This is a genomic window from Paenibacillus camerounensis (genome assembly GCF_000723885.1).
GTDB lineage: Bacteria > Bacillota > Bacilli > Paenibacillales > Paenibacillaceae > Paenibacillus_AQ > Paenibacillus_AQ camerounensis.
The window spans coordinates 1-13585 of the sequence record NZ_CCDG010000113.1 but is presented as its reverse complement, the minus strand read 5'-3'; the positions used below and the strand labels follow the sequence as shown (position 1 = coordinate 13585).

At 50.6% G+C, this 13585-nt stretch carries 14 protein-coding genes; 3 read left to right on the top strand and 11 right to left on the bottom strand.

Annotated features, from left to right (window positions below):
• Both BN3772_RS29430 and BN3772_RS29425 read right to left on the bottom strand, forming a co-directional pair.
• The coding region (locus BN3772_RS29430; protein WP_042204201.1) for a Gfo/Idh/MocA family protein at positions 1–916 on the bottom strand (916 nt) is incomplete at its 3' end.
• A 65-nt stretch (positions 917–981) separates the two neighbouring features.
• Positions 982–1869 carry a sugar phosphate isomerase/epimerase family protein gene (locus tag BN3772_RS29425; protein ID WP_042204199.1) on the bottom strand — a complete coding sequence of 296 codons (888 nt, stop codon included), beginning with the start codon at positions 1867–1869 and terminating at the stop codon, positions 982–984.
• A 124-nt stretch (positions 1870–1993) separates the two neighbouring features.
• On the opposite strand from BN3772_RS29425, the gene BN3772_RS29420 reads away from it, so the two are divergent.
• Positions 1994–2881, top strand: coding sequence for an AraC family transcriptional regulator (locus tag BN3772_RS29420; RefSeq protein WP_042204194.1), 888 nt, complete (start codon positions 1994–1996; stop codon positions 2879–2881).
• Positions 2882–2948: 67 nt separating this feature from the next.
• On the opposite strand, the gene BN3772_RS29415 is transcribed toward BN3772_RS29420, so the two are convergent.
• The 3 genes from BN3772_RS29415 to BN3772_RS29405 all read right to left on the bottom strand — a co-directional run bounded on the left by BN3772_RS29415 (position 2949) and on the right by BN3772_RS29405 (position 5948).
• Complete coding sequence (locus BN3772_RS29415) at positions 2949–3737, bottom strand: DUF3221 domain-containing protein (RefSeq protein WP_042204191.1); 789 nt, start codon at positions 3735–3737, stop codon at positions 2949–2951.
• A gap of 97 nt (positions 3738–3834) precedes the next feature.
• Complete coding sequence (locus BN3772_RS29410) at positions 3835–4995, bottom strand: Gfo/Idh/MocA family protein (RefSeq protein WP_042204187.1); 1161 nt, start codon at positions 4993–4995, stop codon at positions 3835–3837.
• Between the two features lie 74 nt (positions 4996–5069).
• On the bottom strand, positions 5070–5948 hold the full coding sequence (locus BN3772_RS29405; protein ID WP_042204185.1) for a LysR family transcriptional regulator: 879 nt from the start codon (positions 5946–5948) through the stop codon (positions 5070–5072).
• Between the two features lie 126 nt (positions 5949–6074).
• Between BN3772_RS29405 and BN3772_RS29400 the strand changes: the two genes are divergently transcribed.
• Positions 6075–6980: a DMT family transporter gene (locus BN3772_RS29400; protein WP_042204183.1), complete on the top strand. Its 906-nt coding sequence runs from the start codon at positions 6075–6077 to the stop codon at positions 6978–6980.
• Between the two features lie 167 nt (positions 6981–7147).
• On the opposite strand, the gene BN3772_RS29395 is transcribed toward BN3772_RS29400, so the two are convergent.
• The 3 genes from BN3772_RS29395 to BN3772_RS29385 all read right to left on the bottom strand — a co-directional run bounded on the left by BN3772_RS29395 (position 7148) and on the right by BN3772_RS29385 (position 10185).
• The gene (locus BN3772_RS29395) at positions 7148–7918 is read right to left on the bottom strand and encodes a M15 family metallopeptidase (protein ID WP_209443722.1); all 771 of its coding nucleotides are present in this window, start codon (positions 7916–7918) and stop codon (positions 7148–7150) included.
• A gap of 172 nt (positions 7919–8090) precedes the next feature.
• Complete coding sequence (locus BN3772_RS29390) at positions 8091–9545, bottom strand: DHA2 family efflux MFS transporter permease subunit (protein ID WP_042204206.1); 1455 nt, start codon at positions 9543–9545, stop codon at positions 8091–8093.
• A gap of 70 nt (positions 9546–9615) precedes the next feature.
• The gene (locus BN3772_RS29385) at positions 9616–10185 is read right to left on the bottom strand and encodes a TetR/AcrR family transcriptional regulator (RefSeq protein ID WP_042204181.1); all 570 of its coding nucleotides are present in this window, start codon (positions 10183–10185) and stop codon (positions 9616–9618) included.
• A 205-nt stretch (positions 10186–10390) separates the two neighbouring features.
• Here BN3772_RS29385 and BN3772_RS29380 point away from each other — a divergent pair, with 205 nt between their 5' ends.
• Entirely contained in the window at positions 10391–10834 is a 444-nt protein-coding gene (locus tag BN3772_RS29380) for a DUF4395 domain-containing protein (RefSeq protein ID WP_042204179.1), read from the top strand.
• A 28-nt stretch (positions 10835–10862) separates the two neighbouring features.
• Here BN3772_RS29380 and BN3772_RS29375 read toward each other — a convergent pair whose 3' ends face one another.
• From BN3772_RS29375 to BN3772_RS29365, 3 genes are all read right to left on the bottom strand, one after another.
• Positions 10863–11201 carry a DUF6054 family protein gene (locus BN3772_RS29375; protein ID WP_209443721.1) on the bottom strand — a complete coding sequence of 113 codons (339 nt, stop codon included), beginning with the start codon at positions 11199–11201 and terminating at the stop codon, positions 10863–10865.
• A 49-nt stretch (positions 11202–11250) separates the two neighbouring features.
• On the bottom strand, positions 11251–11787 hold the full coding sequence (locus BN3772_RS29370) for a hypothetical protein (protein WP_042204177.1): 537 nt from the start codon (positions 11785–11787) through the stop codon (positions 11251–11253).
• A 326-nt stretch (positions 11788–12113) separates the two neighbouring features.
• Positions 12114–13109: an ROK family protein gene (locus tag BN3772_RS29365; RefSeq protein ID WP_042204175.1), complete on the bottom strand. Its 996-nt coding sequence runs from the start codon at positions 13107–13109 to the stop codon at positions 12114–12116.
• Between the last annotated feature and the right edge of the window lie 476 nt (positions 13110–13585).

Below are 13585 nucleotides of genomic sequence, written 5' to 3'. Positions count from 1 at the left end.
TGACGGCTTGGAACATTTCCCGGAGGCAGCCGTGATGGAAGGTCTCATCCATCAGAACCTCAGCTCCCTGCGTCCGCTCGTATTCTCGCAGGAATTGTACTTCATCCCCGTTGTCTTGGATTACCTCGGCATAAGGCATTCCGGTGCCGTCCCACAGGACTGCGCCTTTCTCTCCCTGAACACGCCATGCTGCTTCCCATGAGGTAGGCGCCCCTTCGGCACACCATGAGCCTTGATAGCAGAAGACGGAGCCGTCGGACATTTCAAAAATGCAGACCGCCGCCGCATTGCCGGCGTACCAGGAGCCCGGAGGATTGAACTCCTGGCAATACACAGTTACTGGATCTGCTCCGGTGATAAACCGTGCCTGATCGAAGGTATGGATGGCCATATCGAGCAGCAGCGGGCTATCCATCGCATCCCGGAATCCGCCGAAATGGGGGGCGAGGAAAAAGGTTGCCCCGGTATAGCCGGTACGGCCGATGGTCCCCGCTTCGATCAGCCCTTTAAGCGAACGGATACGCGGGTCATACCGGCGGTTCTGCATGACTGCATGCGAACGCCCGGTGCGCTTCGCAATTGCTGCAATCCGGCTGCATTGCTCCAGCGATTCTGCCAGCGGTTTCTCGCTGAACACATTGCAGCCCAGTTCTAGCGCGGTAGCCGCAATATGATAATGGCTTGACGGAATCGTGACATCAAACACCAGGTTTGCCCCCGTCTCCTCTATAGCCTGTTTGATATCCGTATACGTAGCAGCATTTAGATCGTATTTCCCGGCCATAGCCTCTGCCGCCTCCAGCCGGATGTCGACCAGGGCAACGATTTCTACATCCGGCCGTTTCAGGGCATAGCTGATCCACTCATTTGCCATCGCTCCGCAGCCGGCCACAGCCACGCGATACTCTGCTGTCATAGATAAAACTCCCTTATGTTTTGGATTGTTGATTGTGCAACAGATTAGAGCTGTACTGCTTCGGATCAGAGCGGATTAGGTACAAAGCTGCCGCCCCTGCAAGATTTCAGATAGTTCAGCGCATGTACCTGGCCCGTCATTTCCAGCTGATCACGGTAGACCGGATCATGCCAGCCTTCAATGTCAATGGTTCCCTTATAGCCGGCCTGGCGGAGGATGCTGATTACATCGGTCCAGCTGGTATCCCCGAAGCCCGGAGTGCGGTGCCACACATAATCTCTTGGGCCGTGAATGCCGTATTCCTTAATGATGTCCCAGGCAATCGTGGCATCCTTCCCGTGTACATGGAAGATCTTGTCGGTCCATTTACGGAGCTGGGGAATCGGATCAATCAGCTGCACCATCTGGTGGCAGGGCTCCCATTCCAGACCCAGGTTGTCAGCCGGAACTGCATTGAACATCTTTTCCCAGGCGGTCGGATTATGGGCAATATTCCAATCCCCGGTTTTCCAGCTGCCATCCATCGAGCAGTTCTCAAAAGCGATCCTTACCCCTTTATCAGCCGCTCGCTTGGAAAGCTCCCCGAACACTTCGCTAAATTTAGGAAGCGATTCATCAATCGGAAGCCCGGTCAGCCTCCCGGTGAAACCGTTTACGATATCTGTACCGAATAAATGGGCATTGTCAATCAGCCGTTCCCAGCTGGTCAGTGTATCTGCATTGTCACCGGTGCCGGTCAACGGATTGCCGAAAACCCCGATTGCGGAAATCACAAATTGATGCTCATCAGCCAGCTCACGGATGCGCGCTGCGGTATCAGCCAGATCTGTCTGCCCTGTTGTCTGCCAGAAGGTCAGACTGTAGGATTCAAAGCCATGCTTAGCTATTTGCGGAATAACCCTTACTGCATCTCCGCCACCGACGAGTGTGCCGATTCTCAATGTGTCCTGCATCTTGTCTACCACTCCAATATTGGTTTATAGTTAACTGAATAATCCAAGTATAAAGCTCATTTTAAGCAAAATCTCTTCTTATCTTGTGCTAATATAGCTGAATCTTGTGGGAGTTGATACCGCCTTGACCTATCCGAAAGAACTTAAGGAATACCCCCAGCTTGAGGAAAAAACCTACCCCTTCCGCGTATTCTTCAACGGGTGCAGGGATACAAGACCGGAGCAGAACATTCTGTTCCTGCACTGGCATGAGCACTTTGAAATTATTGTCATGCGAAAAGGCAGTGCTATCTTCCATGTGGACAGCAAGCCTTATCAGGTCACACCCGGCGACGTAATCATGGTTCCTTCCGGCGGGCTTCATGTCGGCTACAGCCTGTCCCGCGGCGATATTGAATTCGTATCCATCGTGTTCCATGCCTCCCTGTTCAAGGACAGGAATCAGGATTCCCAGCATGAGCAATTTGTAGCTCCTTACCTGGAGAACAGGTATCAGCTGCCGGTGAAGCCGGCAGACGATAATCCTGCCTGCGCTGCCTATTACACGCTGCTTGAATCGGTCATTGCAGAAGTACAGTTAAAGGGGCCAGCCTTTCAGCTTGTAGTGAAGAACCAGCTGCATTTATTCTTTACTCTGATGTCCCGCTCGTTCCCGTCACAGCATATAGACGGCAGACAGCAGAATGAACGGTATTCAGTTAACCGGGAACGGTTCAAGCCGCTGCTGGAATATTTGGACAGCCATTATGACGAGAAGATAAGCATTGAATTCGCCGCGAAATTCGTCAGTCTTAACCCTTATCATTTCTGCAAAACCTTCAAACGCCTGACCGGCCGCACCTTTATCGATTATGTGAATCTGTGCCGGATGAACGAGGCCGAACGCCTGCTGCTGGAGACAAATGATACTGTTACCGAAATTGCCGGTAGGGTGGGCTGTGACAATCCCAATTACTTCACCAAGCTGTACAAGCAATACAAGGGAGTTACACCTTCTGCTGCCAGAAAATGACCCGTTCATCCCCGCGCAAAAGAGCACCGTTCAGCTGCTGTTGAACGGTGCTCTTTTTAATGTCCGGTTACTCGATCAGTTCAACCCTGCGGACGGTTCCCTGTGCCGGCATCGAATCCTGAACGGTTCCGGTCCCCCAAATGTGTACCTGCTGGCCCTGCTTCAAACCGGAAGCCTTACTCCGCTGGCCTGCAGCATCATAAAGCTCCGAGCGGTCATTAAAAGAGAACCAGTAGGTCGGGTCCTGCTTACCCGGCTCCAGAATCAGAATACTGGTTACAGGTTCGTTCCTCACCTCAACAATGGTGCCTGTCACACTAGGCTCCCCCAGCTCCTGAACCTCTAAGCTCAGCATTCCGGGATCTATCCGCTGCTCCAGCGTTTCTCTTGCCGCCTCTGCATAATCGTCCGGAACGGAGACATTAATCTTATTCAGCCTGACATCAATCCAGGAACCGTAGAGATTAAGCTCTTTGTACAGATTCTCCTCAGCAAGCATATTCTGTGCAGCCTCAAGCTCACTGGCAGAATAGTCCACATCATGCAGACGATAGGAGCCTGAAGCAAACTTGCCGGCAAAAAGCGCCTCCACTTCACTGTTCAGCCCGACGATATTAATGTGAACCTGATTGTTCTCCAGGAAAATATCCCCGTTGATGATGTTCTCATCAGCCAGTATAAGCTGTACCTTCTCCGGATCAGCTGCTAGCAGCTCTGCTGCTCCCTGTGATGGAGCCCGTGTATAGCTTGCTGCAGGCGATGTGCCACTGTCATTTACAGCCTCCCTCGTCCCGCAGCCTGTAAGCAGCAGGCTTAACAGACCCAAGCTGATTCCTGCAAATTTCCAGTTGAACATAATCAGCCGCCTTTCTGTAGTTTCTACTTTTCTAAACGCGCAGAAACAGGAAAAAGTTGCTGATCACCCGTACTCGCCAGCTTCTCTCGGCTGCTGGCTACATTTCCGATACCTGAACCCAGCGGCGTTCCTCAATGGACCGCTCTACTGCTTCCAGCACAGCCTGACATTTGACACCGTCGTTAAAATTAGGCTCAGGCTGACGATTCTCGGCGATGGCGGAGGATAACTCCAGCATTTCATGAATGAATGTATGCTCGAAGCCGATTGTATGACCCGGCGGCCACCAGGCTTCGGCATAATCATGGGCCGGGTCCGTTGCGAGTACGCGGCGGAAGCCTTGTACATCCTCTGCATCTGAGGTCAGGTATACCTCAAGCTCATTCATCCGCTCGAAGTCGAATTTCACACTGCCCAGACTGCCGTTGATTTCAAAGGCATTCGTCGAGCGGTGGCCGGCAGCAAACCGGGTTGCCTCAAAGCTTCCGATGGCACCGCCGGTGAACCGGGCCAGAAACAGCGTGGCATCATCCACAGTGACAGGGCCTCTGGGCGCATCCTTGCCGGCTCTCGCACTAAGACCGGTCATCTCAGAGGCAAGAGGGCGCTCCTTGACGAACGTTTCGCTCATGCCGATAACCTCCTGCACATCACCGACCAGGAAGTGTGCCAGATCAATCAGATGAGCACCCAGATCCCCGTGTGAGCCCGAGCCGGCGACCTCCTTCTGCAGCCTCCATACTAACGGGAACTCCGGATCTAGAATCCAATCCTGCAGGAACCAGGCACGGAAATGATAGATTTGCCCGAGCCGTCCGCTCTCGATCAGCCTTTTCGCCAGCCTTACTGCAGGTGAGAAGCGGTAGTTGAAGCCTATCATATGTTTAACACCGGCTGCGTCCGCAGCTTCCAGCATCTCGCGGGAATCTGCCAGATTCAGCGCCAGCGGCTTTTCGCAAAAGATATGCTTGCCCGCCTTCGCTGCCGCCAGAGCGATTTCCTTATGGGCATTACTCGGGGCATTGATGTCTATCAGCTCGATATCCTCTCTGGTGACCAGTTCCTGCCAGTCCGTTACACTTTCGGACCAGCCCAGCTGGCCGGCTGCTGCCGACACCGCCTCTTCATTACGGCCGCAGATGACAGCCATATCCGGCTTAAGCGCCTGCGGAAAAAACATCGGCAGACTCCGGTATGCATTGCTGTGCGCCTTGCCCATAAACTTGTATCCGATCATTCCAATGCGAAGCTGTTTCATCTTACTCCTCCTTGAATGAATTCGCTTTCATGTGAACCTTCTATTATTGTACCATAACCAAACCGGCTCTATCATCACCCGTGATTAAGCCTCAGCCAATCCTGTACATGCTTAAGGAACCTCCGCGTGGCAGGTGAAGCATCCTTCAGCGAATGGACAGCTATCCCCAGTGATCTGAAGCTGCGCTCCTCCAGCTCCAGCATGGCTACATTGTGATTCTGGCGGGTAATGATCATCTCCGGCAAAATACTGATGCCCAGCCCGTTCTCCACCATTGCAATAATCGCTGAATCATCCCCCGCTGTAAATTTAATATTTGCTTTAATACCCGCCTTGTCCAGTACCCGCCGTGCGTCATAGTCGGAACCTGGCTTCTGGATAATGAAATCCTCATAGGCAATCTGTGCAAGCGGCATAAATGGCGCCCCGGATAACGGATGCTCCCTGGAGAGCACTGCCAGCATTCTGTCCTGCTTCAGCGGGAATACCTCGAATTTATCGCGTGTTGGCAGGGAGATAAATCCGCAGTCAACCAGCCCTGATTCAATCCACTGCTCAATTTCGTAATATCCGCCATCCATCAGCTTAAATTCAATATACGGATATTCCTTGCGGAATTCCTTGATCATCCCCGGCAGCCAGTGCACAGACACACTGGTAAAGGTACCAATAGTTATTGTCCCTGTCTCTAGTCCGTGAATATCAGCCACCTGCTGCTTCAGCTGCTCATTCCATTTGAGTATTTCCCGCATCGCCGGAACCACTTGTTCACCGTTAACCGTCAGCCGGACACCAGAACGGCTCCTCACCAGCAGTGTGAAGCCAAATTCATTCTCCAGGCTGCTTATAGTATGGCTAATCCCTGATTGAGTATAACCCAGCACTTCAGCCGCCCTTGTTAAACTGCCCAGCTCTACGACCCTCAGAAACACTTCATATTTACTCAGACTCAAAATGACAGCTCCTATCTCTTCCATGAATTTCTCTCATGTATTCCATAATAAACATTCAGGTTACTTATGTATTTGGCAGTATTATACTATATTCACAAGATAACAAAAAGGATGCTGATGATACGTATGAAGCCGCTTAAGGCTGAGCTGCTGCTCATAATGGTTACACTGTTCTGGGGTTCCTCCTACATTTTTATGAAAATGGGCCTTAATTCCCTGGGAGAGTTCAACCTGATTGCCCTGCGCTTCGGTCTTGCGTTTATACTGGCGGCTGTTCTGTTCCGCAAACGCCTGCGCCGGATCGATCTAAGAACCGTTAAATACGGAGCCTTGTTAGGATTCCTGCTGCTCGGTGTGTTCACCTGCATTACCTTCGGCCTCCAGACCACCACCACATCCAACGCCGGATTCCTGGTCGCGCTGACCGTTGTGTTTGTTCCGCTGCTTGAGGTGCTTGTTTTCCGCAAGAAAGTTTCCCCGCCGCAGGTTTTTGGCACGCTGCTTGCCATTGCCGGTATCGGACTCCTCACATTGAACGGCTCACTGCGGATTCAGCCCGGCGATTTCCTCTGTATCCTATCTGCTGTATTCTATGCGGTTCAGATTCTCGTTACCGGCAAAGCGGTCAAAAGCTGCGATTCTCTGAATATCGGCATTCTCCAGCTCGGCTTCGCAGGCGGATACGCCCTTGTGCTGTCTGCTATATTTGAGACACCGGCACTGCCGTCCACCATGCCAGCCTGGATTGCCATTGCGGCACTAGGCGTTCTGTGCAGCGCCTGCGGGTTTATCCTCCAGCCCGTTGCCCAGCAATTTACGACACCAACCCGTACGGGTCTGATCTTCTCACTGGAGCCGGTTTTCGCCGCCTTCTTCGGCTATTGGTTCGCCGGAGAGCAGCTGTCAATGCAGGGATATGCGGGCGCAGCTCTTGTTATGCTCGGCATTGTCGCCTCAGAGCTGCTGGGTAAAATGCCTCCGGCTCCCCATCCGCTGCGCAGCTTCAGGAAGCGCAGAGCGAATCAGCTATAGACACTTACACCAACAGCCCCGGAGGAAACCTCCGGGGCTGTTACTTTTGATAACCGATCTTTGAACAAGTAACCTGCCAGCCTTACTGCGGATCGGCCATAGCCTTCTCAGCCGCCGGCATTGATGTCCAAATAATATCTCTGCTGCCCACAGATCTGCAATAAGGGCTATTCTACATTAAAATCGAAATACTTCGCCGGATATGGCTCATTGATCAGCGTAAAATGCCACCATTCCTTGGCATACGGCTTAAAGCCCTGCTTGACCATCGCATCCTTCAGGATTTTGCGGTTCTGATGCTGGACGGTGCTGACCAGTGTAGTATTATAATAAGATATTTCACCAAAGAAATCATACGGGCTGCCCATATCCACCAGGGCGCCTGTTTTTTTATCAGCCAGCGTCAGATCTATAGTACTTCCCCTTGAATGCCCTGACTTCTTCGAGATGAATCCCAGCTTGAACAGGTTCCGCTTATCCAGCTCAGGATAATACAGCTGCTTGTTGATAATGTCCGATGTATCCTGCGACCAGGCTACAAACCGGTTGACTGCTTTTTGCGGACGGTAGGCATCATAGATTCTGAGAATGTAACCTTTTGCGGACAGCTCATCATTTACTTTTTTGAGGGCGTATGCCGCTTTAGAGGTAGAGATGGCCAGAGGAGACTTATAGCCGCTTACAGGCGCACCAGTAAAATTATACTTGCTGTAATAACGGATCTGGTACTGTGCTTCCGGGATCACCTCATCAAGGTAGACGAACCCTGAAGGCATTTTATTTTTCTTAACAACAGTGTTAATGGCCGGTCTCCAGGCTGTATCCTGGCCGGTTGCGGCCTGTGCGGATGCCTGATCCTTAGCCGAAACAAACAGTAATCCAACGATAACAGCAGAACATAATAAACCGCGCTTATTCAAGTAGAAAATCTGCTTCATGCCTCATGGTGCCCCTTCCCCTATCCCTTATCTAAATAATCGTCGATATCTAAACTGCTGCTTTTTGTACCACTGGCTATAGCATCTTCATAACGGCTGATTGGATACAATCCTATTATAAAGTTGAGCATCAAAAAAAGACATATCCACTTAAGGATATGTCTTACAGCAATTAGTGCATCGATACCTGTGATTTATGCTGTACAATAACCCGTTTGATGAAGAACGCTACGATCAGGCCGACAACTGCCATCACCATTCCGAATACAAAGGCATTCTGCACACCATGTGTGAAGGCAGCCAGCGCATTAAGCGGGTTGGACGCATCGGTAACGGTCTCCATGTAGCTTTTGGTACCGGAAGTCATGATGCTGACAGCAAGCGCAGTACCGATTGCACCGGCAACCTGCTGCAGGGTGTTCATAATTGCCGTACCGTGAGGGTAGTATTCCAGCGGCAGCTGATTGATGCCGTTTGTCTGTGCAGGCATCATGATCATTGAAATCCCGATCATCAGTGCGCTGTGCAGAACAATTACGAAAATAACGGTCGATGTAGCGGTAATGCTGGAGAAGAACCACAGGGATACTGCCACAACTACCAGACCCGGAATAACAAGCCATTTCGGACCATATTTATCGAACAAGCGACCCATGATCGGTGACATCAGACCATTGATGATACCGCCCGGCAAGAGCAGGAGCCCTGCTTTGAACGCCGAGTAGCCCTGACCCTGCTGAAGATACATCGGTAGAATCAGCATGGAGGAAAGAATAATCATCATACAGATAAAGATCATCAATACGGCTACGGTAAACATCGGGTATTTAAAAGCACGCAGGTTAATCATCGGCTGTTTCATTGTCAGCTGGCGAATGACGAACAGCACTAGAGCAATCACGCCGATAGCAATTGCAGCAATAACCTTTGCACTTCCCCAGCCGCCTTCTTCACCGGCGCTGCTGAAGCCAAACACGACACCGCCGAAACCGGCGGAGGATAGAATAATCGACAGTACATCAATCTTTGGCTTGGTAACCTCAGAGACATTCTGCATGAAGAATATTCCGCTGATCAGGGACATTACCAGGAACGGAAGGGACAGCCAGAAGATCCAGTGCCAGGTCAGGTTGGAGATCAGCAGACCGGCAATTGTAGGGCCGATTGCAGGTGCAACCATGATGACGAGACCGATGAGTCCCATCGCTCCTCCTCTTTTTTCAGGCGGGATAATGACCAGAATCGTATTGAACATCAGCGGCAGCAGCAGGGCTGTACCCATCGCCTGCACCACGCGCGCAAGCAGCAAAACTTCAAAGGACGGTGCCATCGCTGCAATAAAGGTTCCCACGATCGAGAAGCTTACCGCAGCTACAAATAGCTGTCTCGTTGTAAACCATTGCAGCAGCATGCCCGAAATCGGAACGAGGATGCCCAGCGTCAGCAGATAGGCTGTTGTCAGCCACTGGGCAGTTGATGCTGTAATCTGCAGAATATTCATCAGATCTGACAAGGCGACATTAAGCGCCGTTTCACTGAACATCCCGATAAATCCGGCGAGCAGTAAGGAGACAAGAATCGGAATCGTTTTGAATTTCTTTACTTCTGGTTGTTGCTTGCCTTGCATTGATGCTTCCACTCTCGTATCCTCCTGATTTTGAAAAAGTTTTCTCTCTCTGTTTTTCTTTCCTTCTGTGTTAATCCAGTATGGCTGGAATAACCTGTACCGCTGCAAGCAGCGGTTGCGTGCTCTTGCAGGTCAGTGCCTGAAGCAGCGCGCCTTCATACAGCGATACGACAACAGAGGCCTTGTCCGAGGCAATCTGCTCATCGACGCCTTCATCAAGCAGCCGGTGCATGATAACATCCCGCCATTCTTTAAAGACAGATTGGCAGGCTGAGCGCAGCTCGTCACTGACACAGGAGGTTTCAACCGCGACCCAGAAGCTGAACGGAACAAAACCTTCAAATGAAGTCTCCTCAGCCTTCCTGGCTAATTCCAGTATAAAATCCTGTATCATGGCGGATGTACTCGACTGTGTTCCTGCATAATGCCGGAGCAGCTCTGCAACGAATTCACTTGTCCGGTTAATACAGGTCAAAGCCAGCTCCTCTTTACCGCGGGGAAAATAATAATAGAGCGAGCCCTTCGGTGAGTCACTGTCCTTAATAATCTGATTGAGTCCGGTCGCGTGATAGCCTTGTGTGAAGAACAATCTTGAAGCGGTGTCTACAATCGCCTCACGCGTATTGTGCTTGTTCGACAAGCTCAACACTTCCTTTACCTTTTATAACGATCGGTCTATATAATAGAACCATAACCGTTCATAATATGTCAACAGTAAAAAAATTCAATTTTAAGATTTAATACTGCCTTTACATACTTCCGGACTGTTTCCGGAGGTTTTTATTGCCAGCCAATAGGAGATCCGGTATAATTTTATTATTCCAATCCGAAAGGTGTGTTATTGAGTGGCAGACCGTCTCAAGCCGAAGAGCATTCCCAGACCTTTAGTCAAAACCAATCAGGCTTTTATTGTTATATCTGTTCTGCTCTCGTGGTTTACAGGTGCTCATTGGATTCTGGCATTGCCCTTGGCTGCCGGTATTTCCGGCCTTGTGTTCAGCTATAACCCTGTCATTAAGCTGGCCGGACTGTTCCTCCGCCAAGAGCGCTCCTCTTATCTGCAGGAGGACTGGGATCAGCAGCAGTTTAACCAGAGCATTGCAGTAGTCTGCCTCGCAGGCGGACTTATCAGTTATCTGGCCGGCTGGACTATCGCTGCTACTGTTTTCACTGCCATGGTAGCAATTGCCGCAACGGTCGCCCTTCTCGGATTTTGCATCGGCTGCTTTATACATTATCAGTGGAAAATGTATACCTACAGACGCAGACAGGCAGCATCGCACAAATAACCCTGTGCCTATGCTGCCTGTCTTTTTGTTATTCAATTGTGTAGTCAGCCAGAATTTTTGCCACTGATGCAGCAAAGCTTTTGCCTGCACCCCAGTCAACCTTAAATATCATACTGTTTGAGCTTCCCGCGGATACAAGCCGGATATTGCATACTCCCTGCAGATTATCCGCTAAGATTACAAGCGCACCTTGATTGCCGGAGCGGAGATAATAACGTTCATAGATCAGTGTTCCTATCATCCGCCCGTCCCCAAGGTTATTCAGCTCTTCATGCAGGAGTTCGGCATTTGAACTCATTCCATCTTTGATCAGCGCCATTGCAACAGCAGGATTGACCTTTACATTTAACTGATATTTATCCGCCACTTATGATCACTCTCCCCGAAGTAATCTGTTCATGGACTGCTTAACTCGGCTACTCCTCCCGCACGGTTCCGGCGACATCCCAGCGGTGGCTGAATTTCAGCAGACGCGGATGAAGCTGCCGGGGTTCAGCCGACAGGATCAGGCGCAGCCTGACAATCCATTCTTCAAAAGATGAATACGAAGCGAACTGATTGGCCGTTTCAGGAGTCAGGTACAGAAAGTACGGCGGAGGATACACATCACTGATATGGCGGAGCGCTGTATCAAGCGGTGTATACTTTTTCCGTTTGCCTTCGAGTGTCTCGATAGTGATGAATGAGCGGCCCTGGCCTCTTTTCCACTCATGCAGCCGGTCTTCACGCTTGTAGTAGGATAGTACAGGCTCCTTGCTCATCCGTCTCACCGTTTCTTCATGCAATGGATACAGCACCAGCTTAGTGAACTTGCGTTCTGCTGCTGTGTTGGCCGCTTCTTCAAGCTCCTGATCAGTGATATGCTCAAACGAATCGTAGAAAATCAAAGTTCCCTTGCGTTCCCTGGCCGGCGGCTCGTAGCCGTAAGTCACATGCTGAATATCCCGTTTCATGGTAACCCTCCTGCATATTCGTTGCCTCTAGCATAACATGTTGGAGCTTTTATTCAAAAACGGCTTTGTATATTTAACTGAAGGTATTTTTATTCAGGGCTTCGCCGTGACTTCAAAGAATATTTGGACTTCGGCCGCTGTTGTCTGCAGATTTCCTGATTTAATACCGCTGTTCGCGGGTGAAATCCGCAGACTGGTTATGCTTCCGTAGCGAGCTTTTCTGCGAAAAGCTTTCAGGCGGACGCTCCGCTCCTATAGTTTCAAAATTCCCCTCCGCCACCTTCCCCTTTATTGTGAATCAAGTTCAATTGAAGAAGAACAGGTTTTCATTTGGCTGTGCCGTCATTAATATATTGTCCGCTCATCCGCTGCTGCGCATACGCCGCAGCACCTAAAGTACCTGCCCGGCTGCCCAGTTCAGCCTGTACAATGTCGCAGCTGCCGCCAGACAGCTTCAGGGCATGTGCCTTCACAGTCTGCCGGACCGCTCCAAGCAGCCGGTCTCCGGCCGCAGCCATACCGCCCCCAATGATAATCCGCTCCGGGTTGAGCAGATTAATGACGTTAGCCAGCCCAAATCCCAGCAGCTCACCCGTCTCATGCATGACCTCTACTGCCAGCGGATCATGAAGATCATAAGCCTCTGAGATCAATTGTGCCGTAATAACCGCTTCATCACCGCCCGTCCACTCCTGGATGATGCTGTCTCTGCCGGTAGCCAGCTTTTCCTTGAAGGTGTTTACCATGCCTACCGCAGAGACGTAACGACCCAGACAGCCAGAGCTGCCGCACCGGCAGGGACGGCCTTGTCTGTACATATTCATATGCCCGATTTCACCAGCGCTGAAGGTTGTGCCGTACAGCACCTTACCGTCATGCACGATCCCGGAGCCAAGACCGGTCCCCAGCGTCAGCAGCACCAGATTACTGCAGCTCCTCCCCGCTCCATGCAGCCATTCCCCGTACAGGTTGACCCGCACATCATTATCAATATAGACAGGGAAGCCGTAATGCTCTTTCATTTCACGTACAACATGAACCTGCTCCCAGCCTGGGAAGTTCGGTGAGAATACCGACAGCCCTTCTTCCGGGTCCAGCAGGCCGGGAATTCCCATTCCCATACCTCTGACCTGCCCAAGCCCGATGCCCTTCTCAGCCGTCAGCATGTCCACGGCCAGCCTGATCCGATTAAGCACATGCGCCGGCCCGTTTGCCGCCTCAGTATGGATTGAACATTCATTGACCGGCGCAAAGTCAGCATCATATAAACCAGCTTTTATGTTCGTCCCGCCCAAATCAATACCTATGATATAACTGTTCATCTCAGCTCAGCCCGTCCTTCTATGGAATTTATTAGCTTTATTAGAATTATGTATCATACCTCATTATTATGGGCTTTAACATAAACGGCGGTTAGTATTTTTATCGCATAGAGGTAGCATTTTCTGATGAAGTTACCAGCTCCGTCCACGGAACAAATCCACCCGAGGGGTGGATCTATATATAGAGTACCTAATTTGCTGACTTCTGGCAGCAGCTTAACTTTAATTTGGTCTTACCCACTTAAAGCGTTCATTGTTCTTGGCAGCTGGCAGCTGTATTGAAATAGCGAATATAGGCACATACCCTGACCTAATGTATACGAATAACCGAATACATTTGGCCACTAAGAGGGCAAACGGCACATTGTATGCGAAAAAACGAATACATTCTGCCACCATGAGGGTAAACGGCACATTGTATACGAAAAAACGAATACATTCTGCCACCATAAGGGTAAACTGGCCAAATGTATGCG

Excerpts from the sequence above, each read along its gene's own strand:
- BN3772_RS29425 (WP_042204199.1), bottom strand. The coding sequence starts at position 1,869 with ATGCAGGACACATTGAGAATCGGCACACTCGTCGGTGGCGGAGATGCA.
- BN3772_RS29415 (WP_042204191.1), bottom strand. The coding sequence starts at position 3,737 with ATGTTCAACTGGAAATTTGCAGGAATCAGCTTGGGTCTGTTAAGCCTG.
- BN3772_RS29410 (WP_042204187.1), bottom strand. The coding sequence starts at position 4,995 with ATGAAACAGCTTCGCATTGGAATGATCGGATACAAGTTTATGGGCAAG.
- BN3772_RS29400 (WP_042204183.1), top strand. The coding sequence starts at position 6,075 with ATGAAGCCGCTTAAGGCTGAGCTGCTGCTCATAATGGTTACACTGTTC.
- BN3772_RS29395 (WP_209443722.1), bottom strand. The coding sequence starts at position 7,918 with ATGAAGCAGATTTTCTACTTGAATAAGCGCGGTTTATTATGTTCTGCT.
- BN3772_RS29390 (WP_042204206.1), bottom strand. The coding sequence starts at position 9,545 with ATGCAAGGCAAGCAACAACCAGAAGTAAAGAAATTCAAAACGATTCCG.
- BN3772_RS29370 (WP_042204177.1), bottom strand. The coding sequence starts at position 11,787 with ATGAAACGGGATATTCAGCATGTGACTTACGGCTACGAGCCGCCGGCC.
- BN3772_RS29365 (WP_042204175.1), bottom strand. The coding sequence starts at position 13,109 with ATGAACAGTTATATCATAGGTATTGATTTGGGCGGGACGAACATAAAA.